At 49.7% G+C, this 25,262-nt stretch carries 18 protein-coding genes; 3 read left to right on the top strand and 15 right to left on the bottom strand.

The genetic code is table 11. From position 1 onward, the window contains the following. The first annotated feature begins 1 nt into the window (after position 1). Positions 2-895, top strand: coding sequence for an NAD-dependent epimerase/dehydratase family protein (locus tag ACAN56_RS11570; protein WP_379142866.1), 894 nt, complete (start codon positions 2-4; stop codon positions 893-895). Here ACAN56_RS11570 and ACAN56_RS11575 read toward each other — a convergent pair. Beyond that, entirely contained in the window at positions 875-2,692 is a 1,818-nt protein-coding gene (locus tag ACAN56_RS11575; protein WP_379142868.1) for a methyl-accepting chemotaxis protein, read from the bottom strand. The two genes, ACAN56_RS11570 and ACAN56_RS11575, sit on opposite strands and share 21 nt — an antisense overlap. A 497-nt stretch (positions 2,693-3,189) precedes the next feature. Further along, positions 3,190-3,597 carry a VOC family protein gene (locus tag ACAN56_RS11580; protein ID WP_038589401.1) on the bottom strand — a complete coding sequence of 136 codons (408 nt, stop codon included), beginning with the start codon at positions 3,595-3,597 and terminating at the stop codon, positions 3,190-3,192. A gap of 288 nt (positions 3,598-3,885) precedes the next feature. Here ACAN56_RS11580 and ACAN56_RS11585 point away from each other — a divergent pair, with 288 nt between their 5' ends. Beyond that, positions 3,886-4,866 carry a zinc dependent phospholipase C family protein gene (locus tag ACAN56_RS11585; protein ID WP_038589398.1) on the top strand — a complete coding sequence of 327 codons (981 nt, stop codon included), beginning with the start codon at positions 3,886-3,888 and terminating at the stop codon, positions 4,864-4,866. Positions 4,867-5,028: 162 nt separating this feature from the next. On the opposite strand, the gene ACAN56_RS11590 is transcribed toward ACAN56_RS11585, so the two are convergent. Continuing rightward, on the bottom strand, positions 5,029-9,144 hold the full coding sequence (locus tag ACAN56_RS11590) for a choice-of-anchor I family protein (RefSeq protein ID WP_379142871.1): 4,116 nt from the start codon (positions 9,142-9,144) through the stop codon (positions 5,029-5,031). Positions 9,145-9,345: 201 nt separating this feature from the next. Here ACAN56_RS11590 and ACAN56_RS11595 point away from each other — a divergent pair, with 201 nt between their 5' ends. Further along, positions 9,346-10,503 carry a glycosyltransferase family 4 protein gene (locus ACAN56_RS11595; protein WP_038589392.1) on the top strand — a complete coding sequence of 386 codons (1,158 nt, stop codon included), beginning with the start codon at positions 9,346-9,348 and terminating at the stop codon, positions 10,501-10,503. Positions 10,504-10,676: 173 nt separating this feature from the next. Here ACAN56_RS11595 and ACAN56_RS11600 read toward each other — a convergent pair whose 3' ends face one another. The 12 genes from ACAN56_RS11600 to ACAN56_RS11655 form a co-directional block, all read right to left on the bottom strand. Continuing rightward, a complete protein-coding gene (locus tag ACAN56_RS11600) occupies positions 10,677-11,645 on the bottom strand; it encodes a helix-turn-helix transcriptional regulator (RefSeq protein WP_379142874.1) in 969 nt (322 codons plus the stop codon). A gap of 81 nt (positions 11,646-11,726) precedes the next feature. After that, positions 11,727-13,490 (bottom strand): methyl-accepting chemotaxis protein, encoded by a 1,764-nt coding sequence (locus tag ACAN56_RS11605; protein ID WP_379142876.1) that lies wholly within the window; start codon positions 13,488-13,490, stop codon positions 11,727-11,729. Between the two features lie 331 nt (positions 13,491-13,821). Further along, on the bottom strand, positions 13,822-15,204 hold the full coding sequence (locus ACAN56_RS11610; RefSeq protein ID WP_379142878.1) for an ABC transporter substrate-binding protein: 1,383 nt from the start codon (positions 15,202-15,204) through the stop codon (positions 13,822-13,824). 109 nt (positions 15,205-15,313) lie between these two features. After that, a complete protein-coding gene (locus tag ACAN56_RS11615) occupies positions 15,314-16,138 on the bottom strand; it encodes a carbohydrate ABC transporter permease (RefSeq protein WP_379142880.1) in 825 nt (274 codons plus the stop codon). Beyond that, positions 16,135-16,989, bottom strand: a complete 855-nt coding sequence (locus ACAN56_RS11620) for a carbohydrate ABC transporter permease (protein WP_379143235.1) — start codon at positions 16,987-16,989, stop codon at positions 16,135-16,137. Before ACAN56_RS11620 ends, ACAN56_RS11615 begins: the two co-directional genes overlap by 4 nt. A 316-nt stretch (positions 16,990-17,305) precedes the next feature. Next, positions 17,306-17,869 (bottom strand): GNAT family N-acetyltransferase, encoded by a 564-nt coding sequence (locus ACAN56_RS11625; protein WP_379142882.1) that lies wholly within the window; start codon positions 17,867-17,869, stop codon positions 17,306-17,308. 247 nt (positions 17,870-18,116) lie between these two features. Further along, entirely contained in the window at positions 18,117-18,239 is a 123-nt protein-coding gene (locus ACAN56_RS11630; RefSeq protein WP_379142884.1) for a hypothetical protein, read from the bottom strand. 217 nt (positions 18,240-18,456) lie between these two features. Continuing rightward, positions 18,457-19,851 carry a transcriptional regulator gene (locus ACAN56_RS11635; RefSeq protein ID WP_379142886.1) on the bottom strand — a complete coding sequence of 465 codons (1,395 nt, stop codon included), beginning with the start codon at positions 19,849-19,851 and terminating at the stop codon, positions 18,457-18,459. Between the two features lie 217 nt (positions 19,852-20,068). Beyond that, the gene (locus ACAN56_RS11640) at positions 20,069-21,430 is read right to left on the bottom strand and encodes an MATE family efflux transporter (RefSeq protein WP_038589370.1); all 1,362 of its coding nucleotides are present in this window, start codon (positions 21,428-21,430) and stop codon (positions 20,069-20,071) included. A 21-nt stretch (positions 21,431-21,451) separates the two neighbouring features. After that, positions 21,452-22,111 (bottom strand): RibD family protein, encoded by a 660-nt coding sequence (locus ACAN56_RS11645; protein ID WP_379142889.1) that lies wholly within the window; start codon positions 22,109-22,111, stop codon positions 21,452-21,454. Positions 22,112-22,126: 15 nt separating this feature from the next. After that, entirely contained in the window at positions 22,127-23,278 is a 1,152-nt protein-coding gene (locus ACAN56_RS11650; RefSeq protein WP_379142891.1) for a sugar ABC transporter substrate-binding protein, read from the bottom strand. Positions 23,279-23,297: 19 nt separating this feature from the next. After that, positions 23,298-25,235 (bottom strand): alpha-amylase family protein, encoded by a 1,938-nt coding sequence (locus ACAN56_RS11655; RefSeq protein WP_379142893.1) that lies wholly within the window; start codon positions 25,233-25,235, stop codon positions 23,298-23,300. Positions 25,236-25,262 lie beyond the last annotated feature (27 nt).

Below are 25,262 nucleotides of genomic sequence, written 5' to 3' on the forward strand. Positions count from 1 at the left end.
AATGAGGAACATACTTGTGCTTGGGGGAACCCGATTTTTTGGCAAACGGCTGGTGGAACGGCTGCTCAGGGAGGGAGACAGCAAGGTAACGATTCTGACCAGAGGCCGGGCGGAAGACGACTTCGGGGAACAGGTCTCCAGGCTGAATGTGGACCGTACGGACGCCAAAGCGCTTGCCGAAGCCGTCGGGGATACCCCTTGGGATGTGGTCTATGACAATATCTGCTTTTCACCGGATGAGGCTGATGCTGCAGGCCGTATTTTTGCCGGCACCGTTAAACGGTACATCCTCACCTCAAGCTTGTCGGTTTATGATCCAAGGCCGGAAGCTTTGACTGAAGCTGACTTCGACCCTGAAGTATACCCCTTGCGATTAGGTGCGAAGGAGGACTTCAACTATCAGGAGGGCAAAAGACTGGCCGAAACGGTTCTGCTGAAGCAGGACGCATTCCCCGTGGCTACCGTGCGCATACCCATGGTGCTGGGCACGGATGATTATACGCGGAGGCTGCATTTTCACATCGAGCATGTCCGCGAAGGCCGGCCGCTCGGCATCCCGAATACCCAGGCGGCCATCTCCTTCATCCGTTCGGATGAGGCGGCGGACTTCTTGTATTGGCTTGGCTTCTCCCAACTGACCGGACCGGTAAATGCATGCTCGGACGGGACTCTTACCATTGGGGAGATCCTCACCATCATTGAAGCAGCCACGGGTAAGCAGGCGGTGATTGAAGCCGAAACTGCAGATGAGGATATGTCTCCCTTCGGCATTACCGAGTCCTGGCATATGGATACAACAAGAGCCCGCTCGGCGGGCTTTCCATTCCTTGCACTCAGTGACTGGTTTCCGGAGCTGGTGATCCAGCTCAATGCTTCACTCGGCAATCGCGAGTAATTTTTCCGTTGGTTCGTTGAGTTCATTCCAGTGTTCTTCCAATACCAGCAGCTGACCGGATGGCGAAACGTCCCCGGTCTCCTCTTCTATTTTGAAAATATTAATTTCCGTGAACAGCCGCTGCGAAATTTCGTTAATTTCCACTGCCTGCCGGGCAATATCGCGGATCGCCTTGTCCTGCTGCGTGCTGGAAGCATTGACCTCCTGAACGCCCGCAGCTGTCTGCTCGGCTACGGATGCTACAGAGTGAATGGATACGGCAAGCCGGGAATTAATCTTCCGGGTCAGCTCCACCTTATGATGAATTTGTCCAATTTGTCTGCTGATTCCGGTAATCGATCCGTCAATCGCCTCGAAAGATGCAAGGGTTTCCGCTACCTGATGATCCTGCTGCTCGAGGCTTTTTTTCGTCTCCAGCATGTAGCCCTGAAAGTCGGTCATACTGTTCTGAAGCTCATGAATGATCTCGCTGATATGTATGGAGGAATCTTTGGTCTGGACCGATAAATGCCGGACTTCGTCCGCAATAACGGCAAACCCCTTGCCGGAAGCTCCGGCCCGCGCAGCCTCAATCGCAGCATTCAGCGAGAGGATATTTGTCTGCTTGGAAATTTCGGTAATGGAATTCGTGATCCGGGTAATATCCTGGGATTGCTCCACCAGCTTCTCCAGCGCTTGATACACCCTGCCGATGGAATCACGGGAATGCCGGGAAATCTGCTGCAGTGCGGTAACCGTCTCAGACCCTCTGCGGGTATTGTGATTGGCCGTTTCACTTGTCGTGAGCATGGCATCGGTATGATCTGTAATCTCATCCACTTCCCGCTCCAGCTCTTGCAGCAGGACTGCACTTTGCTCGGACTGAACGGCTTGCTGATCCGCGCCCACGGAGATTTCCTGTATCGTTCTGACAATATCCTGATTGGTATCCGCGGTAATGGATGAGGATTGCTGGAAGGAATGCGAATAATCCGCCAGTGAAGAAGCAACGGTCAGGGTCTGCCGCAGCATCTCCCGGACCCGGGTAACCATATGGTCAAAATGATAGCTCAAACGTCCCAGTTCATCATTATAAGGAGAGTTGATCTGCTGCCGTAAATCGCCATCGGCAATTTGCCGCAACGCATCCTGGAGCCTGCGCACCGGTCTCAAGAATGAGCGAATCAGCAGCCAGGCCAGCACTAGTGTAAACAGGAAAACTCCACCTGCGGCGTAAAGCACAATGGATACCGTTTGATCCAGCAGTGCAAAAGAATGATCCTGTGCCCTCTCGGCGTTCCCCGCGGCAGCGTCATACAGCTTCCCGTTGGTCTCCAGCATCGATTGATTTACAGCCGTTGCCTTCATATGCAGGGCGTCGATTTGTTCCAGCACCGTCAGTGGATCAAGGCTCTCATCCTCCATCGTCTTGACCAGTTCCCCGAATAATCCGGCATATTCTCCGGCCCGGGTCCGGAGCAGCTGCAGCTCTGCGTACGCAGGTGTCTCCTGTTCAAAATCCATACTAGCAATCTCATCGGTGAGCCGCTGCTGCTTGTCCTTAAAAGGTGCGGCAAGCTCCACATCACTGGACTCAGCCAGCGAACTTTCCAGACCGTCCAATTCCTGCAAAAGCTGCGTGATCGTTTGAACGGTGATTCTTTTTTCCATCTCCGTCTTCTGCCGTTCCATAGAGAGCTCCACCTGATTAATCTTGTGTCCCTGGTACAGAGCCACCCCCAGGAAGATGAAAGTTATCGCAGAGAATACCAGAATCAGCTTCCATTTCATAGATAGGTGCAGCAAGCTTCTTTTCAAGCATATCATCCCTTCGTATCACGCGTACTATAGGTATATTTTACTAATAAGGTCATTATAGGAGCTGGATATTAAATACTCTCCAAGGTTTTGTATGCGGATCGTAAAGAATATGTTGCGAAAATGTTAACAAAACCTGCACTGTGTGCTCAAAATCCCCCCATGTCCCCATATCCGCTGAACGTCCGGTCGCTATGCTCCCAGCTATTTCAACCTGCTTACGGACCTCATGGACGTTATTCCCTCCCAAAGAGCCGCCAAAGCTTCCATCCGGACCGGAATGACGTTATTTCACTAAATCATCGTAGTTGGAGCGTTTTTAGGGCGAATTAGTTCTCTGGAGTCCGCAACGTCAGCGATAAAGCTTTTTTTGACAAAATAAGGGCGCTGGGGTCCGAGTACTGCTGTTCAAACTTCTTATATTTTAAAAGCAAAACAAGCCCCCGGAATTCTCCGGAAGCTTGTTCTTGACCCATTACTTATTCTGATTCGTCCGCTTATTGGGCACTTTCTTCCATATACATGACTTCCCACAGATGCCCGTCAATATCCTGGAAGCTCCAGTTGTACATAAAGCCGTGATCTACCGGATTGTTAAAAGGCTTCCCGCCTGCGGCCAGCGCCTTCTGCACCAGCTCGTCCACCTCGGTTTTGCTGGAGGCAGAAATGGCCAGAATTACTTCTGTCTGACCGGATGTGTCGATGATCTTTTTGGAGGTGAAGGTGTTGAAAAACTCCTTGACCAGCAGCATCGCAAAGGTGTTGCCGTTGATGATCATACAGGTTGCGTTCTCATCAGTATACTGCGGGTTGAACTCAAAACCTAAAGCGGTAAAAAAGTTAATCGAATTCTGCAGATTGTCTACCGGCAAATTAACAAAAAGCTGGCCTGCCTGAAATCCCATTCTTCTCATCACCTCGGTAATTATTTGAGTGTATTCCGCTCGATTATAACACGAATTACCGGAGGATGCCTCTAGTTGCGGGAACCCCGGACTCCAGCGCGTTTGCACAATTGCCACACTTTGCAGAGTTGATATTGGAGCTATACAAGAGTACCTTAGAATTAAGCGCAAGTTCAAACACATCTGCCAAGGATACCCCAAGGATTACAATCCAAAGAAGCAGAATGCAATCTCTGTTAACATGAAGAGTTTAAGATGGAGCTATCTAAGCGTAAAAGGGGTGGAGCGATGCCTAATATTTGGATGCATTTAGAGTATGGGCAGGTGCTGGCGGAACAATTTGCGGATCAGTTTCCTTTTCTGGGCGGGCTGAAGGAGCGGCCTGAATTGTACCAGCTTGGCTGCCAAGGACCTGATTTACTTCTATACCACAGCTTTCTGCCGTGGAAAAAAGATACCGGTGCCCTCCGGCTGGGCGACCTTATGCACTCTGTACACTGCGGTCCGGTGCTGCTGGAGCTCTGGCAAAAAATCCGCAGCCTCCCTCCTCCTGACCTTGCAGAAACACAGCAATACTTCCTTGGATTTCTGACGCATCATCTGCTGGACCGCAATCTTCATCCCTACATTAACTGGAAAGCGGGCTACAAGCACCGCAACCATCAGCGGTTTGAGATCGTCCTCGATACCGTGTTTATGCAACGGCTGAAGCAAATCGATACCTGGCGGATTGCAGCTTGGAAAAAAATTCACGTCGGCTCGCGGCTCCCCCATACCGTTCACACTCTCCTTCATGAAACCGCAGCGGCCTGGTATCCCGAAACAAAGGGCCTCCCGGATGAGATCTGGCAGGAGGCGTACCTGGATATGGTTCTGGCCCATAAATGCTTATATGATCCCAAAGGCTGGAAGAAGTCGCTGCTAAGGGGAAAAGCGCGCCACCATTTCTACCAGCCGCTTTCCCCAAGAGACGAGCAGTTGGATTATTTAAACGAAAAGCATGCCGAATGGCGGCATTCCGCGCTGTACTCCGAGGTCCGGACGGAAAGTGTCTGGGAGCTCTGGGAACAGGCGCTGGCGGAAGGGCGGAGTGTGCTGCAGGCCTTGGCCGATTGGCTGAACAGCAAGGTGCCCGCAGAAGCAGCCCGCGCGCTGGAACAGTTCAAGCGGGTGCTCGGCAACCGGTCTTATGATACCGGCAAGGATTGCAGCAGCAATCTCAAGAATCAGTTCGCCGAACCGATCTGGGATTCCGGTATTAGCTCGTAAGGAGATTTAAATTTAGTCAAGGGTGGAGCTCCGAAAGGGGCTCCTTTTCGTATTATTAGGTCAGCCAGAAACCTCTGGTTGGCCTATTTTTCTTGCCCTGCTCACCAAAAACCCCTGACGCTCAGGAAGCGCCAGGGGTGTTAAAGAAATCCGTTGCCGATTTCAGTCGGCAAGCTTGAGCAGGGCAGCCAGCATCTGCGCGGTTTCCTCGCGCGTAGCTGCAGCCTGCGGCGCAAAGTTAACACCGCCATCCGGGGCGGTTTTGCCCGAAATGATCCCCGCCTGCTGGACAGCTGCAGCAGCTTCCAGCGCAAAAGAACTAATGGACTGCCGATCTGCGAATACGGCAGTGCCGCCGCTCACGGGCAGAGTCCAGTTCCGCTCATCCGCCAGACGGATAATCATAACTGCGAGCTGTTCGCGTGTAACCTTCGCCTTGGGCGCAAACTTCCCGTCTCCGGTGCCGTTTACGATTCCGCTAACGTTCGCCCAAGCGATTGCCGCTGCATAATAGTCATCCGCCTTCACATCTGTGAAGCTGCCGGACACTGCCGTGTTCAGCTCCGCTCCGGCCAGACGGGCCAATAGCAGGGCTGCGTCTCCACGGCTCAGGTTGCTCTTCAACCCAAACTGGCTTTCGTTGATTCCGGAAATAATGCCGCGTGCCGCCAGATACGTGATAGAGTCTTTGGCAAAGCTGGCAGCAGTATCGGTAAAGCCCGGGTTGCTGTAACCAACTGCATAAGCAGAGAAATGAGCGGTACGGAAGGTCAACTGGCCGGTCACCGCATTATAGCGGCTGCCAGGAAGCACAACCAGCTCGCCTGCCGCCGTAACATTGTAGGCCACTACCGCATTGGCATCCTCCGCAGATGACAGTGAATACGGGATGCTCACCAACGCTTTCCCTTCCCCAAAGCTGGAAAGGGTACGGCTACCGGTTTGCACTGTAAGGTTGATAACCGGACGGCTGCCGATTCTGCTCCGCGCGGCTTCGCTTATACCTCCAGCGGGATTGCCCATGACACTGCCAAGATCGGTTCCCGTAATAGATAGTTTCACCGGTTCACCGTTTGCCGCAGCGTTCACTGCAATTACCGAAGTGCGGTCAAGCGAGACGGTTCCCTGACCGGCTGCGAATGTCACACTCTGCACAACGCTGCCGGAAATCGCAGCCCAGACTGTGGCAGGAACCTCCAAGGTTACGGCTTTGGCCGCACTGCTTGTTGCAGCAACGCGGAAGACCAGCTCTTTGCCGGCAGAAGTTTTCAAGGATTCCAGCGCTGCTGCCACGGCTTCGGCAGTAACGGACAGAGTTGCCGCTCCATCCGCACCTGCTGCGGCCTTGAGTTCAAGAACAACCTTGGAGCCTTCAACAGTTACCGCCGGGGATTGAGCTGCAACTGCCGGAGTCTGCCCCACGGAGCCTCCTGTACCCGGATTCGTAATAACCGGATCAGCCGCCGCTACAGTCACCAGCGATTCGGCTACGCCATATCCATCCGCACTGTATACGGAAACGGTCACCGTTCCCGCTGCCAGCGGAGTTACCGTCCCCTTCTGATCCACTGCGGCCACTGCAGGATTAGAGGAGCTCCAGCTAAGCAGTGATTTCTCCGGTGTTCCAGCCGCAGGCTTAACCTCAGCTTTGAGCGTTGCCGCTGTCCCTCCGGCTTTTAGAGAGAGTGACTTCTGGTCCAGCGTAACCTTTGTAACGTTTAATTGATAAACCGCTACAGTGCCCCCTACCTCATTGGCTACCAGCACCAGCGGAAGTCCGGTCGGACTGTCCGTTGCCGGAATGAACTCGATGCCTTCCGGCCCGGTGTCCGTAGCGATATTATTTTTCGGCGTGAATTCACGGGAATTAATATAGTTGAGAAACTGCGGCTGCTCAGGATTACTGACATCGTAAGTCATCAGGCCGCCAATGCGCTCCAGGCCGATGAAGGCCAGCGCTTTTTGCCCCACCTTACCTACTTTAACATATTCAGGCTCCGGTCCTTTTTTGGTGCTGCGGCTGTCCAGCGTTGTATTGCTGTTGCTTGCATTGAAGTAATCAGGCAGCCGCTCCGCTGTAATCCGCTCAAAATCACTGCCACTGTCATACACCTGCTTCAGCTTATCAGCATCCCATACCGAGAAGGAACGGCCCCCGTACAGGTACATGCCGTCATGACCCATATCCGTCATGACCTCTACACCGTCATATTTCGTATTTCCGTTCAGAAACAGTGCAGCCGCAGAGTCAGGTTCTAGTGCCCCCTTCATTTTGCCGATCGTGCTGGCATTTTCCTTACCGTCCCATTCCGTGGCATCGCCCTCATTGGCCGTGAACAAGTAGGTCTTGCCGTTTACGGTATACTGGCTGATCCCATCTGGCATATAAACGCCGTAGAACGGTACATTTTCCAGCCTGCTCTTGCTGTCCTTCACGAGGTCAAGTCCATTTAGCGGATCGCTCAAATCCTTAAATCCAAGCCCCTTGACCCACAGCAGCTTGCGGGAAGCAATATCAACTGCAGCTACTGCATTGTTCTCCTGAAGGGTAATATAAGCGGTCTTCTGATCTTCGGACAGCTCGATAAATTCCGGCTCCAGATCACGGACTGCCTCTTCCTTTGTACCCTTCCCTGTAATCAGCTTCGTTGCCGGATCAACCGCCCCGCGGATATGCACGAGATCGTCGATCCGCTCAGGGTTGTCGAACTTGACGTAATCCGCTGATTTCGCAGTCGTGTCAATGATCGTCACACTGCCTTCCGGGTCTCCCTCCAGTGTGCGGGGCTCGGCCTCGTCAGCCGTAAGAATAAAGCGGCCATCCCCGGTGAATTTGATCATATCGGGCTGGACTCCAGCCTCATAGGTATCCAGCAGCTTACCGTCATAATCCAGCACAAGAATTTTGCCGTTCTTCATGGCATCCGCTTCCTGTACGGCTACAGCAATCCGCTTCGTTGCCGAGTTGATGTCCACACTGGTCAGATCGCCATAGCTGAAGCCTCCGGTTTCCGCCAGCTGCTCCACGTTGATGCTCTTTTCCTTTTCCAGATGGATGCCGTCCTTCAGATTTACGATATCTACTGTCGCAGGATGCGTCGAACCGTTGACCAGATAGAACTTTCCGTTATCACGGTTATACTTGATAATCTCAGCCACACCGCCGTCTTCATTAGTAACCCCGACGGAATATCCGCCAAGCTTTGTAATGCTGATAACATCCGCCGTTGGCTCTCCCGCCGGTTTATCCACCGTCAGCGGAAGGCTCCCTTCCGCCTTCATAGCAGGAACACTGCTGTCGTACACCGAGACGCTGACCGTTGCCGGACCTGACGTCACCGGAGTTCCGCTGATTTTGCCGGTTGCAACGTCCAGGCTCAGACCTTCGGGCAGCCCCGCCGCCTCAAAGGTATAAGGCAACGTCCCGCCATATACGGACAGTGTCACCGAATACGGGGACCCAGCCGTGGCGGCAGGCAGAGACTGTTCCGCCAGGCCAAGAGGCTGAACAGCCACGCCCCATGCTCCATCGGCACTGCTATGCGGCTTCATCCGATTCAGCGTTCCCGCATCCAGTGAATCGAAGCTGATCTGTTTAAGATCCGTTTTATTGTTGTCCGTATCGGCAAAATCGCTGCGCCGCACCGATTTCTGCTTCGAGGTGCCGCCGGATTTGCCGGTTGGATAATCGCTTTCATAGCCGTCGATGGTTGAACCGTTGTCATTGCCGGCCGTGCCGATCATATCCACGTAGGAATCCGGTTTATTCAGGAACGGATTTACCGTTTCCAGTAGCGTGGTACTGTTCAGCAGCACCACCTTCATTCCTTTATTGTAAAAGAGGATATCACTCCATACCTGATCGCCTTTGCCGCTGATATCGCTTTTATAGTCGGGGTTCACTTTGCCGTCTGTAATCAGATAAGAAGAATGCGCGTTGATCGTGCCGGTCAGCTCCAGCTTGCTCCAGGCATCGTTCATGGTTGGATCTGAGTATTGCACGGACCAGCCGCTCAAATCCACAGCGGAATCCGTAGGATTATAAAGTTCGATATAGCCCTTGGAGAAGTACCCTCCCGTTGTTTCGACATCCCCGCCGCCATATATCTGGTTCACGACAATATGGGGAACGGTTACATCATAAACGCCGCCAGCGGTATACGGAGTGCCGGACCCGGGTGCTGCTGCAGCTGTTGCCGGACCTGCGTTCCACGCCGGGCCCACTGCCAGTTCTGCGGCAATCAGCAGAGAAAGGATTGTTTTGCCTGTTGAATTCAAGTGATTGTCACTCCAATACTCTATAGATTTTTTACTACTATAGAGGACGAGTATGTTCTGATTTGCCGATTTGCATAAACGGAGTGTAAACCCCAGAATAAATCACCACATGAAGGTGGAAATGAGTTGATTCCCCGATAACCTCACTAAAATATTCGCCTGTTATGATCAAGACAACAAGAGTACCGGGAGGGATTATCCATGCGTATTGCCTTGTTTACGGACACCTATCTTCCTCAAACCAACGGAGTCGCCCGCACGCTTCAACGGCTTGCCGGCCATTTACACCGCCGCGGCATCGAGCATCTGCTCTTCACCCCGAAATCCGCCCCTGAAGAACGTTTCGCCGATCCCGTCCGTCCGATTGCCAGCATCCCCTTTTTTCTGTATCCCGAGTGCCGGCTGGCGCTGCCCGTCATGTCCTCCATCCAGCACGAGCTGCGGTCCTTCCGGCCTGATCTGCTGCATATGGCCACCCCGTTCAACATTGGTCTGTATGGTCTCCGCTATGCCCAGAAGCAGAACCTCCCTCATGTTGCCTCCTACCACACCCACTTCGACCGTTATCTTCAATACTACCGGATGAGAAGAATCATTCCGCTCTACTGGAAATACATGAAATGGTTCCACCGTTCCTGCGATGCCATCCTGGCCCCTTCGCGGGAGACAGAGACTACGCTGCGTTCCCATGGCTTCACCCGGCTCCGGTTATGGTCGAGGGGAATTGACTGCGGTCTGTTCACACCGGAGAAACGCAGCGGACAGGTACGGGAGCGTTACGGAATTACAGCACCGGTAGTATTGCTTTATGTAGGACGGATTGCTCCGGAAAAAGACATTCCCACCCTCTTAACCGCCATGCGGCAGCTGCCGGAATCCACGGCTGCGGCGGTTCATCTGCTGGTGGTGGGAGACGGCCCGCTGCTGCCGGAGCTGCGGGCGCAGGCGCCGCGCAATGTCACCTTCACCGGGGGCAAGCACGGGGAGGAGCTGGCAGAGCTGTATGCCTCGGCAGATGTATTCGTGTTTCCCTCCAGCACGGAAACCTTCGGGAACGTTGTTCTGGAAGCGATGGCCTCGGGCCTGCCTGTGATCGCTGCCGGGGCAGGCGGCACAACGGATCTGGTCTTGTCCGGTGTGACCGGGTCATTGTTTGAACCGCATCATCCGGGAGAACTGGTGAAGGAAATATGCTCTATGGCGGATCAGCCGGAGCAACGGATGGCTATGGGCCGGGAGGGACGGCGGCTCGCGCTCGGCCGCTCCTGGGAGCATATTTTTGACGGCCTGATCCGGGATTACGAAGAGGTGATTGAGAACCGGCGCTCGAAGAGCCGAACGGGGATATTTACAGCCTAGTGTAAAGAGGTTGACGGATTTCCCCCGCTGATGCAGGGAGGGATCGCATAATTCTGCCCGCAAAAAACAGCGCGTTTCCTCCCCTTCGAAAAGGGTAGAGAAACGCGCTGCAATCCCTACGCTGCACAATCAATAATTACAACATTCTGCTAAAGGTAAAACAGCTTTGTTCTTCACTTTTCGGTATCCAGACCTTTGCAGAGCGCCAATTCTTTGGTCTTACATTCGGTATATTTATTCAGCAGATTACTGGCATGGTCCGCCATTCTCTGGCGCAGTGACGGAGGTTCAAGCACTGTAAGCTGATGGCCGTACAGCAGCAATGTTCCGAACCAGCCGTTCTCCTCTTCCGGGACGGTAAAGCCCATGACCAGTTCCTGATCCCGGACTTCTATAAGCACCGCATTGGGGAGCAGCTCCTCCATCAGCACCCTGAGACCTGCCGGGCATGCAAGCTTAACGGTTATGTACGGCCGGTGATCCTGCGCCTCAGCCAGCAGACTTTCCGCATCTCGATGCATTGTTGAAAAGTTCCCGTCCGTGGCCCGAAGCTCCCGGATTCGGGAAAGGCGGAACAGCCGGTATCCGCAATGGTCACAGCAATAAGCGAATAAATACCATGCATACCACTTATAGGTTAAGAGCAATGGCTCGACATTTCTGTCTGCCACCTCATTCCTTGCATTGGTATATTGAAAGTGAAGCACCTTTTTCTGGCGGATGGCATGCTCTATAACTTGAATCGCCTCTCCCGTGCCCGCTCCCTCCCTTAGAACCCCCAAATCAAGCTGAATGGGCTGCGGCGCTGCCTCCTTCTCCGGTGTTAAGGACATGATTTTCTCCATGGTATCCTCTGCGCGTCTGCTGCTGTAGCCCGATACCAGCCCCTTCAGGGCGGCCAGAATATAAGCGTAATCCTCGGACTGAAGCAGCTGTCTGTTCATTTTGAAGCTGTCGAGTATGTAATAACCTCCATTAGTGCCTTGCAGCGATCCCACCGGAATCCCGGCGAGCCCAATAGATTCGATGTCACGTTGAATCGTACGCGGCGAAACCTCGAATTTATCGGCCAGTGCACGGGCACTGACCACCTCCCGATTGAGCAGATAGACTACGATTCCCAGCAAACGGTTAATTTTCATCCGATTCACCTGTTTCTTCTCAAACTGATTCTATCATCCGATAGATCCGGGAGGTTTGTAAAGGATTAGTCTGACGATTCGTCATTCTAACAATTTCTGAGTTTCTACTTGAAACTGATCAGAATAAGCTTTCAGATTGCCGGCAAGTCCCGCGAGCTGCCCGGAGACGATTGATAATTCTTCTGCGGACCGCTTCTGTTCCACTGCACTTGCCGCAACTTCTTCAGACATTGCCGAAGTCTCTTCAGTTGCCGAAGCTATGTAGCTTAAATGTTGTTCTACTTCCTGCCGGATAGTGTGCATGTCCGCCGTACGGCCTTGCAGCCGCTGTGCCAGCTCCTGCACTTCAGCCGAAATACTGCTGACCTCTCCGAAAGCTTGAAGACAATCAGCAATCTGACTCTCCTGTTCCTTAACCGCCGCTATATTCTCATCGAATTGGCTGCCCATACGATGAGTCTCTTGTACAAAGGACCCCAGGATTGCATCAATCTCCTGAATAGATTGTTCGGATTGCCGTGCAAGCTGGCCCATTTCTCCAGCGACCACCGCGAAGCCTTTACCCGCATCACCAGCTCTGGCTGCCTCAATAGAAGCGTTCAGTGACAGGATCTTTGTTTGTTTCAGAATACTGTGGATTTGCCCGCTGATCGATGAAGCCAGTTGGGATTGAGCCATCAGTGATCTGGAAATCTCCTGCTGGTACCCGACCCGCTTAGCATTCTCCCGTCCCTTCTCCAGCAGTGCCTCATGTTCACGGGTAACCTGCATTTGAACAGCAGACAACCGCTCTGAAGTATCAGTAAATTGATGCACATACGAACCCACTTCATCCATAATTTTGCCGAGATTATCTGAATGCTTCACCGATTGCTCTGTTTCCTCAGCCTGCTTCATGGAACCCGCAGCAATTTCCTCAATCGCACGGGACAGCTCTTCGGTCTGGCGCTGGTTCGTCTGGACCGTGTTGGCTATATTGCCCGAGGACTGCTGCAGCGTACTTGAGCCTTGCTGTATTCCAACAATGATCTTCGTTAATTGCGCGACCATCCGGTTAATCAACCCGCTGATATCGCCCAGCTGGTCTTTCGTGATATGTCTTGAGATCACTTTAAGATTCCCGTCTGCGACCTGCTCGAGACTAGACTTAATATCACGAACCTGCCTTAGGATTCCCCTCACCACGAACAGCATCATCAGCAGCGATAGAATCAGCACAACAGCAAAAATAGGGATAACCGTCCGATAGGAGTCAGCCAAAGTTTCTGCTGATATTTGATTCACTGCCTTAGCAGAAATATCAATGCCCAAATAACCAATAATCTTCCCCCCTGAGTCCTTGATGGGCGAGAATGAAGATAACAGCTGGCCCCAGGTCGGATCATTAACAATACCCGTGGTGACTACTTCACCACTTAATAATCGCTTCTCAATCTCGGGAGCAAATTTCATTTCACCCCCATAAGGACTATAATCAGGGTCATCCCATCCTGCTCCGTCTACCGTATACTCCCAACCCTCGGAAGTCTTATTATACATGTATACATATAGCGCCCCTGATTGAAGACGTGCTGTAATGAGCTCGTTTCTAAGACGTTTGTATTCATTGCTTTTCTCTGAAGCACTGGCATGTAGTTTCTTGATAGATTCGGATTCTTGGCCCAGCAGCTGCGTGGTGTTCACCGCCAATTGCTGATTGTTATGCTGCATCGTAGTTAATGAAGCACTTGTACTGGATGTTATTGTGGACCACATAATCAGTACACCCATAGCCAGCAGCGGAACCAGAATGATTAAATACAATTTCAACCTTAAATCAATCTTCATTTTACTGGTGTGTCTCACGTTCTGTTCCCCCTTTGATGTAACTATATGGAATAAATAAAGACTGCTATAATCGCGGTACTCCAAATAGCACTTTATATTTATCGTATTAATGAGGGTTTAAATTAAGAGGAATCCCAATAACACAAAAAAGCCCCGTGCAATAGGATATTTCATCCAATTACACAACCTATATAGAACCTTTTTTCCCAAACGTTAACTGTTTCCGGGCACAATAGAAGGATCATTCTGCAGAGGACATCTAATTCCTTATATAACAAAAAGAAGCCGGGCATCTGCCCAGCTTCCACTTCAGCTGTCGAATGCAGCTTCATTCATTGACTTTGGATTTCTATTTCACCGTAGCATTGTACTGGCCGATTTTCCCGGTAATCTGTTTGCCGGCATCCTCCAGCGCCTGTTTAGGCTCTTTTTGTCCGTTCAGCGCTTCTTCAATCGCACCTTCAACAATCTGGCGTGCTTCGGGGAATACGCCCATTACCGCACCCGAGGTCGCCGTTGAAGCACTCGAAGCATGAAGCTGGTCAACAGCAGTCTGGAACTGCGGATATTTCACCATATTATCCTTGAGCACCTGCTGCTCATAAGCAGCCTTGTTAATCGGGAAGTACCCGGTGCTTACACTCCATTTTGCCTGAACCTCCGGTGAGGCCACATATTTGATAAATTCCCATGCCGCCTTCTGCTGCGCTTCCGGTTTGTTGTTCATAATATACAGGCTGGCTCCTCCGACAATCACTCCGCCGTCCTTCGCCGAGGCAGGTTTCGGCAGGAAACCTGTGCCAACCTCGAATTTGCCGCCAGCCGCCTCTACCATATTGCGCAGCGAAGCCGTAGAGTTCAGTGTCATCGCTACCTGACCTGCAGCAAACGCGCTATCCGTATCATCTGTGTCCCGTCCCAGATTGGCGACTACTTTATCGTCGACCATCTTTTTCCACCATTCCAGTGTGCTTACACCGGCATCCGAAGCCAGCAGCGATTCTGTGGCAGCGGCTTCGCGCCCATTGCCGTTATTAACATAATCTGCGTTCTGATTGGCAAACAGCTGCTCCATGAACCAGCCGTAGATGGCAATTGTCGCTCCGGCTTTACCGTCTTTGCTTAATGCTTTGGCAGCGGCTTCGAATTCCTCAAATGTCTTAGGCGGGTTCTCAGGATCAAGTCCGGCTGCTTTGAAAGCATCTTTATTATAATAAAGAATCGGATTGGACGTATTGAACGGCATCGCATTCAATTTATCGTCAATCGTATAGTATCGGATAATGTTGGGTTCGAGACCTGACAGATCAAAGCCGTCCTGGTCGATAAACTGCTGCACCGGTGTGATCATCTTCGAATCAATCATAAACTTGCTGCCGATTTCATAGACCTGGATCAGATCCGGTCCGCTGTTCGAGCCGATGGAGGCTTTCAGCTTGTTCAAGCTTTCATCATATTTACCCTGGTACACCGCTTCCACCTTGATGCCGGTCTGGCTGGCATTGAAGTCGGAGACAATCTGATTAATCGCTTTTTCACCCGCACCGGACATAGAATGCCACCAGCTGAGTTTTACCGGAGCGGCAGCGGCACTGACTTCCCCATCACTGCCTGAGGAGGTGCTGCCGGCTGCATTATTGTTCTCATCTGCATTTGAATTGTTGCCGCAGGCAGCAAGAACCAGCATCAGACTCGCAAGCAATGGAACCATACCCTGTTTGAATTGTTTCATTCTAAGTATCTCTCCTTTTTCCCCTATACTTTGGATTGAAGAAGCTATATACGTATTCATCATCTGCAATAAGCAGCTGACTAGCTTTTAGCTCTGCGCATCCTATCACTTATCCCTTCAGTGCACCGGCCGCCATGCCCCGGACAAGCTGCTTCAATCCGAATACCAGCAGCAGCAGCGAAGGCAGAATGGCCAGTGTGATTCCGGCAAATACCAGATTCCACGAGGTCGATTCCTGAAATTCAAGCATGGAGATTCCGATCTGCACCGTCCGCATCGGTTTGCTGTTCGTAACAAGCAGCGGCCAGAGATAGGAATTGTACATATTCAGAAAAGAGTAGACAGCCAAGGTGCCCAGTGCCGGTCTGGAGAGCGGCAGCATATGAAACAGAAAGTAGCGAATATGCCCGCAGCCGTCGATTTTGGCTGCCTCAAACAGCTCTTTGGGCAGCTGCATAAAGAACTGCCGCAGCAGGAAGGTGCCGAAGGCCGTCGCCAGAAAAGGTATGGTCAGACCCTCATAAGTATCCAGCCAATCCAGGCTGCGTACAGTCAAATAATTGGGAATCATCGTCGCTTCCCAGGGAACCATCATCGTGGCCACGAACAGGCTGAACATCAGTGATTTCCCTTTGAAATTCATCTGGGCAAAGGCATAAGCTGCCAGACTGGCGGTGATCAATTGGCCGATCATGACAATGCCGGATACCAGAAAGGTATTGCCAATAAAGGTGGCGATCGGAATAATATCGAACACTTCGCTAAAGTTCTCCGGATGAAAGGAATGCGGAACGATGGACGGCGGATAAGCGCTGGCCTCTTCCGGGGCCATAACGGCCATGAAGAAGCTGTAGAATACGGGATACAATACCAGTGCTGCCACCACAGTGAGCACACAGTAGGTAAGTACTTGTCCTGCTTTTGGCTTTTTCATTGATAGTGCACTTTCCTTTCCACCCATTTGAACTGGATCAGCGTCAGCAGCATAATAACCAGAAACAGCATCAGTGCCTGGGCGCTGCCCGTTCCGAAGCGGAAGTTGACAAAGGCCTCACGGTAGATGGAGTATACAAACACGTTGGTACTGTTCATCGGTCCTCCGGCGGTTAAAATATTGATCTGGCCAAACGCCTGGAAGGCACTAATGATCGAAACCACGAGCACGAAGAACAAGGTCGGGGACAGCAGAGGCAAGGTGATCTTGCGAAATACCGTAGCCGCTCCCGCTCCGTCAATTCTGGCACTCTCATAGATTTCGTCCGAAATGCCCTGCATTCCGCTCGACAGGATGATGTAATTGAACCCGAGATTCATCCATACTGTCATTAATGAGATAGACAGCAGCGCGGTATCCGGATTGACCAGCCATGCGACCGGCGTCATCCCGGCAAGCTCCAGCAAGTAATTCAGCATACCCAGCGTGGGATGAAACAGGAATTTCCAGATCACTGCCGCCGATCCAACAGACAGCACCATGGGCAAAGAGAAGGCGAATTGGAACAGCCGTTTGCCGCGCAGCTGATTGTGGGTTAGCGCCGCGAGCACAAGTGCAAGCAGCAGGCCGGTCGGGACCGTCAGGAGGGCAAACAGCGCCGTCACCCGGATACCGTCCAGAAATAGTCCTGAAGTGAAAAGGGCTGTGAAATTGTCAAAGCCGACATACGCTGCGATTCGTCCCGCCGGGTCCGTACTATGCAGACTTAAATATACGGATTTCAGCAACGGGTAGAATAAAAACACACCGAACAGCAGCAACGAAGGAGCCAGGAACAGGTAGGCAAGCATATTCTCCTGAACCTTCAGCTTGCTTAAATATGCCGGCCGTAAGGGAACTCCAGCCGATGCCGCTTTTTCTCTTGCAGGCAGGGTTAATGAATTCTCTAGTTCACTCAAAATGGAAGCCTCCTAATGACCTAACAGTCCGCTTTTATCTTCTTACTACCTCTGCAAGTGTAAGGCTTGGATGTCAACGCAGCATCAGGAGGATGGCAAGCCAGCGTTAAAATTATATAAATTTTGTAAACGGAGAGATAAATTATCTCAACTATTTATACAAAAAAAGGCCTCCTCGATTTCTCAAGAAGGTCTCTGCTTACACTTGTTATTCTGCCGCTTTCTCCTGATTCAGATTCAGCCACTCCTTACCAAGCACACCATAGGCAAAAGTATCATGCCATTTCGGCATACCTTGTTCATCGGTTTTAAAATAGCCCGTCTGGAGAAAATGCCCCTCCCGCCGCAGCTTCAGCCGTTCGAGCAGCCGCCAGGATGGTGTATTCTGCGGATCACAATGGGCGGTTACCCGTCTAATGCCTAGAGTATTGAAGCCGTACTCCAGCAATGTACGGCAGGCTTCAGCCGCATAGCCGCAGCCCTGATACTCACGGTTGAACACATAGCCAATCTCCCAAGTCTGAAACTCCTGCGGATGCTGCTCCTGAAAGTATAAGTTACCGATTACTTTGCCTGAATCCTTCAGGCACACTGCCCAAAATGCCTGATCCGTGGAACGTCTCACCGCCTCAGCATGGCTGTCTTCTTCATTGTAAACACCATAGGGCTCATATTCTACAACCTCTTCACAGGCAAGATATTCATGCAGGTCCTGCCCATCTTCTGCTCTGAATCTCCTAAGCACTAAACGCAACGTTTCCAAAACTTCCATTAACCCTCATCCTTTTGCTGCTTTGATTATGAAGAGATCTTCAATTCTCTGACGAATTGTAGCGGACATTCACCGCCAAGTTATCGCCCATGCCGGGCGCACAATCAAAAAACTGCCCTCCCTGCAAGGGAAGGACAGTTCTCGAACAATCTGCCGGATACTCAGAGGTTATGTAGGCTCAAAAAATAGAAGAGATATTAAAGACGGGTACTCGAATTCAACAGTTTCAAGGGAAGTGACAGCCTGATTATGCTCCTCCAACTTGATCATTAAGGATTACAATATGAGACGGATTTGAAGGCAACACCGGCAATAATAAAATGGCTAAAAAACTGGTAGCTACTAATAATAAGGTCAGCTTCTTTTTCATTTTCCCACACCCTTTTTAATAAATTTGTGATACTGTGTCAGTAATTCAAACAACGCATACTCTTTAAATCTCTCAGATAAGCCTACACAAATGATTATATCACAAACTTTTCTTTTTGTTGTATAATTTCCCAAATTAAAACTGACCATTTGACAAAGTTGGACAGTTTTTTTCATCCGGCAATTACTTAGATGCATATGTAAAGAATTAATAGCTGCTAGATACTACTAATAACGAGGTCAGCTTCTTTTTCATTTTTTTCCCATACCTTTTGAATAAATATTTGATACTGTGTCCGTGTTTCAGGAGGCGCATATTCTTTAAAACTCTCAAATAAGCCTACACATTTGATAATAGCATTGCTATTGTTTTTCGCACTGTATGATTCCATACTTTCCAATAAATACTTAAACCCTTCTGCATACATTGCTTTTCTAAGGTAATATTTTGACAACTCGTAACTAAACCTTGCTGTTTGTTCAGGAATGACCTGCCGGGTATACACATCGGAAGCCAGATCTCGTTCATAAAAGAGAATCTGAGACTCGAATTCATCTAAAATATAATCGATATCAAAAGAATACTGATTAGCTGCTTCAATAATATTAAGGAGCTCAGTAAAAATTTCTTTTTTGCCTTTAGTAATTTCAACAAGGTCAGAAATTACACTTTGATCTCCGCCTCGAAGCTTATTTATATAGGTATTGACTTGTGCCCAATGCTGAAACAATTCAACCCAATGTAACGTCTCAGGGTCCGTCTCTTTGACCCAACTAAGATCGGCATAAGCATAGGTGCATTCCAATGCTTGCTGAAAATCCCCTCTGGCGTCCCATACACTTGCAAGAAGCAGGTTCGAATAGGCTATGTATACAAAGAGCGGTAGGCTGGTTGCCAAGTCCTCTTGCATTCTTTCTTCTTTGCGGTGTTTGCTAAAATACTGTATCCGGGCCTTCCGGCCCATCTCCTGGGCAAGCTCCTCAACCTTGTCCCACCGCCGTAAAGAACGGTAGATATTCGCTAAATCTTTAAGTGCATCCAGCTGATCCTTCTCATCTAAACGTTCGACAAAAGGTTCAAACTGACAGGCCGCCTCAAAGTTCTGGATTTGGTCATCTCCAATGCTAAGCGTGAAGAGACGGTATTGGCAAAAGGCCAAACGTTCGGAATGCTGGCGGATTTCACATCTGGCCACATTATCATACAGAATCGCGGCAGAGTCATTCCAGTTTCTCTTGAAAAAATCATTGGCAACATCAAAGAGCAAGGGTGCGTAGGTCAATTCCTCTAGAAGAATAGTAACCGTCTTCAGAACGCAATCCAGTTTGTTTAGTTCTGCGCAGCGGTAAAGAAACGGTCCGATCCTTCGCCAATTAGGCGTCGCTTCTATCATACTTTCCTGAATATAATTTTCGTAAAAATAACCCGCAGGCAACGAAAGCACCGCGGTCACCCTGTCAACCTGATCCACGCTCATTACCTTATTGCCCTTTAATATGGAGCTTATAGATCCTACATTTATACCGATGGTTCTACCCAGATTACTCATATTCCAGCCTTTTTGTTTCATGAGGTTATCCAACTCGCTGCGGATCGTGGTTGTAGCTATCAAGTAAACCACTCCTTCAGAATCAACTCGTAGCAACATATGAGAGAAATTTTATTATATTACAAATATAACCATAGTTTTACCGTTGGTCAATTGAAATATATATTTCATAGTTTTGGCATCATCGTGTATAATGGTTATCTATTTTTTTTGGCAATTCAGTTTCCATTGTATTGCAATAAAGCAAGACGGGGGATTTCTCCCCCGCATCCATTCCTTCTTATGCAGATATGTCAGCGACCAAATTTTTCATCCATTTTCTGGAGTATATTCGTATCAGTCCAATGCTAAGTCTAACCACTTCTTCCATGGACAATATCATGTATACCAGAAATACAGGTTGTTTCCAGACAAATGACATTAATAATCCGGAAGGGACACCAATCAGCCATGTCGCAGTGGATTCCATCGCGAATACAAACTTGCTGTCACCGCCGCTGTTGAGAATGCCGCCCGCCAATATCATGTTGGCAACCTTCACCCACAGGAATGCAGCGAATACCCAAACCAGGCGGGTTCCCATGTGATGCGCTTCATCTGACACCTGAAAGATAGATACATACAAAGGTGCAAATACGGCAATCAACACGCCGATTCCAAGGGAAACCAGGATACCCAGCTTAATGAACCGCTTTGAAAAATCCAGTGCCGCATCCTGCTCGTCGGCCCCCAGCTTATTCCCAATCATGATGCCGGCCGCGCTAGAGAGCCCGGATAATAAACCGATACTTAAGCTCTGAAGCGGATAGGTTATCGTCATCGCGGTTATTTCAGAAGTTCCCATCCGGCTGTAAATAATGGCGTACACAGTTTCACCCAGCACCCAAATCAGCTCGGTCAATACGATCGGATACGTAGTGCGAAGGAACTTCCCAAGAAGCGTCCCGGATGCCCCGAACCAGTCACGGATATGGGTTGCTCCGGGAAGACGAAGCTTATAGGCAGCTGCGATGATAAAGCAGCATTCAAACAAACGGGCGATAAGTGTAGCAATGGCTGCTCCTTTTAACCCCCATTCCGGAAAACCGAATTTCCCGAAGATTAGCAGATAGTTAAGTATAATATTAATGCACACTGCAGCTATGCTGGTTATCATAGGGAGCTTCACATGTCCTGTAGCACGCAAAATAGCGGAATAGATCATCGTCAGCATGACCGGAATATAACTCAGAGAGATCACTTTCAGAAAACCGGACCCCTCTGTGATCAGCCGCTGGTCCTTAGTAAATAAGCTGAGACTGAATTGCGGGAAGAAATGAATGGGCAACGTAAAAATAATCGAGATGCCCATTCCTAGAAGCAGCCCTAATCCCAGCAGTTGCGCTGTGCTTCTCTCATCCTTCTTCCCCCAGAACTGCGCGGCATAAATGGATACTCCTGTCGCCAGTCCGGCCAATACTACAGTTATAATCCCGTATATTTTTATCGATATGCCTACAGAAGCAACGGCCACATCACCGAGTTGTCCGACCATCAGCTGATCGGTTAAGGTTAGCAGTGCCATAATCAGGCTTTGCAGAGTTACAGGAATTGCTATTTTATAGATATTGCTATAAAAATCCGCCTTTGAATCTTTTAACATTACCGGGCCCTCCCATCATCGTCATACAGCCTTCTGATAACGAAGCAGTGTATAGTTTTTTTGCGGGAGAACTTCGACAACCTTGAACTTCTTTGCAAAGCTCAGGTCATTATATCCCTTGCCGTCAACAAGCGTTATATTGGTCTCGCCTCCGATAATAATCGGCAGCTGCATTAAGATGATTTCATCTACTAAATCCTGGTCAAATACATTCCAGTTTAGAAATCCGCCGCCTTCTATCATAATGCTGTGCACGTTGTAGCTATCCTCCAATTCACGGAACAAATTCACAAAATCCACTTTGTCCTCTCCGCAGATTAACACCTCTTTATTCCTGTTCTTCAAAATACTTATCTTCTCAGGATCCTGACCATTTTCAGTGGTAACGATCAGCGTTCTGCCGTTGTCGGCAAAAACATGGCTGTCCAGTGAAATATCCATATGTGAGGTGGGGATAATCCTCAGCGGGTTATTATTCTCCTCATACCGGTTTGTCAGCATCGGATCATCATTTTGTATTGTATTTTTCCCTACCATAATAGCGTCAACTAAGCCCCTGAATTTATGAATATATTCAATATCAGGTTCCTCGAACATACTGAACAATTGTTTGCTGGACTGCCCCGCACCTAAAGTAAGCTTTCCGTCGATTGACACTTGGCTAAAAATAGTCGTTTTCATGGTTTTCCCTCTTCTCTATAGAGTTTGTTGTTTGCTGCTTCCGTTCACATGCTCTTCCATTAACACCAACAATCTCGCGGCGTCTTCTTGAGACAAATATTTCAAGCCTACGGAGATGGCATCCCAGACATCCCTCATAACCGGCTCAATCGGCATGTTACGCGCACTTTCAAGGCAGGAAATCAGTTTAGCCCTGACCGGTGAGGCGGTAACCCTGATGTCCTCCAACACCCCGGTATGCACTGGAATCCGCTGTACACGCTCCGCCCATTCCCGTTGACTGCTTTCACTCAGCAGAGAAGCGGCAAATGATAGAAGCTCGTCCGCTTGCTCCGATTCCAACGAATTCTGCGGAAATACCAGACCGATAGATGAAGCCATTGAGACTGCCGGGTTGCCAATAATAGTCGGCAGCGCACCTACTAACAATCTGTCTCGCATATGAAGGTCTAAATAATTGTAAATCCATTCCCCGCAAATGATGGCACCAATCTCTCCGGCGATAAAACGGTCCAGGAGTTCAGTTGAACCGTGAAAACTGCCAAGCACCCCTTGGGCAGTTTGCCGCTGAACAAACCGCAGAGCTGCTTCCATTTCCGGAGTTGACAGATCAGGTTTCCCTTCCTTCAGCGGCCAGCCTCCAAATGCAGTCAGGAATGGGATAAAGCAATACGGGTCTGCCAGATCAGAGGCAACCGGAACAATTCCTTTAGCCATGAGCTCCTCCGCCTGTTGTTCAATCGCTTCCCACGAAGCTGGAGCCTCCGGATAGATTTCCGAGTTGCAATAAAGCACCAGATGATTGCCTTTCAGAATAGGAATACCATACTGTCTGTCGCTCGACCGCATGGAGTAACGGATATCCTTATCAGTGGAGCCGGACATGGACCAGAATTTCTCTGGAATCTCCGAGTACATGGCTGCTTCCCCATAGCCGGCCATATCTGCCGGAACCAGCGCCATTTGCGGACCAGCCCCGGCAGTTTTTACCTGCTGTAAGCCAGCGGTTAGTATGGAGATATTCATGACTTTCGGAATAACGGGAACACCGAATTCAGAGCTATACTGACGGCAGAGTTGCTCCAACACCTCTATGGAGGTATCTCCCTTCCCATCGAATTCATGCCAGATATTCAGTTGCTGTTGCTGTACGGTTTGTTTGTTCATAGCAGTCCTTCCTCCTTGGTCATTTGATCAGTTCCATTAATAGTACCAGCGCCTGATAAGGCCGCATCTCATAGGTTTCTTCGCTGCCAGGCTTGTCCCATCCGCCCTGTTCGCTTTCTATCAGCAGATTTGTCTTTTTAGACCCCGGATAGATAAGCTCAGTCTTTAATGTCTGCTCTTTTTCCGGGTTCAAATTAAAACAAACACTGAACAGCTCATCTTTCAAATAGTAAGAGTAGATCATAATATCGCCTTGTGAATCGGAAAGATAAAAGTTCGTTGGCTTCAGCAGATTAGAGTGTTGTCTCTTTATCTGCTTTAATTGCTCCAGGAGCGGCAGCAATGTGGATTCATTGGTCCAGTTGATCGTCATGGTATTGAAAAAAGCTTTTGGAATATCTGCACCGCCGGTATTATCCCCGAGACCGCAATTGAGCGGCTGTTCCTCATATACTTCCATTCCTGTAGTCAGATAGGGAATTCCGTTCGGAAGGAAATAATTGAACACCGTCATGAGACGGGCCAGCTCCATCCCGCCCCGGCTTGTAATTCTTGGAGTATCCGCCGTTTCCGAGCAGGCAAATACGTGGATCTGCAACTCCGGAAGTTCCCGCAGGTACTCCTCCAAGCGTTCGACACGGATATCGGTCATGATGTTCCACCCGCTGCCTAACATCACATTGTATCCGGTTCTTGCCGCTTCACGGTGGTTGCGATTGAATAAATCCTCACTGATCAGAATCGCTGTTGGCTTAATATCTTTAATCACCTTGAACATAGATTCCTGTAAGGGAACCGGGAGCGTGTGTCCAATATCCATCCGGAAACCATCAATGTTATAGGTGTTCAATTGGAAACAAGCAGCCTCTATCAGCGTGTTCCATAATTCCCGGTTCGGCTCCTCTCCCGGGTATACATTGCACTTGATCGTATCAAACAGTACGTATGGCGGTTGTCCTTCAGGTAAATAAGACCGGACCAATGGAGAGGGATCATTGTACAGACGAAAGAAGGCAACATCTGTCCAGATTGGCTGAACATCATTAATCCAATCCGAATGTGCGGGGGCCGGGGTAATCCCCATCTCACGTTCGATCATCGGTAATATGGATTCGCCTGACTCAAGCGCGCGCCGTTTGATGTCACTCCAAAGGGCTGCATCCAGTTCATTCGGCGGCAGACGGAATTGGTTCAGAAAAACCAAGGTTTCATCGCTGCGGTAAATGGTTTCCAGCTTATCAGGTGTGCATTCGGCGAAAAACTCCAATTCGGCAATTTTCGGCGGCTGGAATCCCGGCAGCACGTTAAGATCAATCCAGTAAAACCATTCCGGGTGTTCTGCCAAAAAAACATTATCTCTTGCACTCACCCGCGGAATTAAATCAAGTACTACTTTGATATCCAGCAAATGGCAGGCCTCAACCAAGGTCGCCAGCTCATCATGGATGGTCAGCTTCTCCATACCGTCCAGCAACGAATCATGTAAATTCTCATCTAAATCAAACAGGCTATACACGGCATACGGCGAACCAATATCCCCCTTGAGATTCAAATGGCTGTACTGGGTTACAGGCAGCAAGTACAGGATATTGACATTCATTTTTTTTAGCATTGGCAACAGAATCATAAATTTCAGAAACGTTCCAGACTGGATATTTCCGGTATGGCTATAATCCCAGGCTGAGGTATAACGGAGCAAGGAGCAATAGATGACACTATTATCTAAATCTGTCTGGTCGATATTGAAATAACCCGAAGACAACTCAAGCAAGTACTGCAGATGCTTAACCATAAACCCTGCCGGATCAACGAGAATTTCGCCATCTTTGTTATCCAAGGCCGACAAATAACCGCACTCGTTCCACAAAGCGGGTATCCAGATGGGTTCCACTTTATTAAATTGGCAGCCAGCAAAATATTCAAGCATCCGGTTTATTCTTTCATCCCGTCTGATCATTGAGCGCATCTCCCTATGAAAGTTCTT

Source organism: Paenibacillus paludis, from assembly GCF_042610515.1.
Taxonomy (GTDB): Bacteria; Bacillota; Bacilli; order Paenibacillales; family Paenibacillaceae; genus Paenibacillus_AQ.

Bases quoted from the DNA above. Each gene is read 5' to 3' on its own strand.
- ACAN56_RS11570 (WP_379142866.1), top strand. From the start codon at position 2: ATGAGGAACATACTTGTGCTTGGGGGAACCCGATTTTTTGGCAAACGG.
- ACAN56_RS11580 (WP_038589401.1), bottom strand. From the start codon at position 3,597: ATGGGATTTCAGGCAGGCCAGCTTTTTGTTAATTTGCCGGTAGACAAT.
- ACAN56_RS11585 (WP_038589398.1), top strand. From the start codon at position 3,886: ATGCCTAATATTTGGATGCATTTAGAGTATGGGCAGGTGCTGGCGGAA.
- ACAN56_RS11595 (WP_038589392.1), top strand. From the start codon at position 9,346: ATGCGTATTGCCTTGTTTACGGACACCTATCTTCCTCAAACCAACGGA.
- ACAN56_RS11600 (WP_379142874.1), bottom strand. From the start codon at position 11,645: ATGAAAATTAACCGTTTGCTGGGAATCGTAGTCTATCTGCTCAATCGG.
- ACAN56_RS11610 (WP_379142878.1), bottom strand. From the start codon at position 15,204: ATGAAACAATTCAAACAGGGTATGGTTCCATTGCTTGCGAGTCTGATG.
- ACAN56_RS11615 (WP_379142880.1), bottom strand. From the start codon at position 16,138: ATGAAAAAGCCAAAAGCAGGACAAGTACTTACCTACTGTGTGCTCACT.
- ACAN56_RS11620 (WP_379143235.1), bottom strand. From the start codon at position 16,989: ATGCTTGCCTACCTGTTCCTGGCTCCTTCGTTGCTGCTGTTCGGTGTG.
- ACAN56_RS11625 (WP_379142882.1), bottom strand. From the start codon at position 17,869: ATGGAAGTTTTGGAAACGTTGCGTTTAGTGCTTAGGAGATTCAGAGCA.
- ACAN56_RS11630 (WP_379142884.1), bottom strand. From the start codon at position 18,239: ATGAAAAAGAAGCTGACCTTATTATTAGTAGCTACCAGTTTTTTAGCC.
- ACAN56_RS11640 (WP_038589370.1), bottom strand. From the start codon at position 21,430: ATGTTAAAAGATTCAAAGGCGGATTTTTATAGCAATATCTATAAAATA.
- ACAN56_RS11645 (WP_379142889.1), bottom strand. From the start codon at position 22,111: ATGAAAACGACTATTTTTAGCCAAGTGTCAATCGACGGAAAGCTTACT.
- ACAN56_RS11650 (WP_379142891.1), bottom strand. From the start codon at position 23,278: ATGAACAAACAAACCGTACAGCAACAGCAACTGAATATCTGGCATGAA.
- ACAN56_RS11655 (WP_379142893.1), bottom strand. From the start codon at position 25,235: ATGATCAGACGGGATGAAAGAATAAACCGGATGCTTGAATATTTTGCT.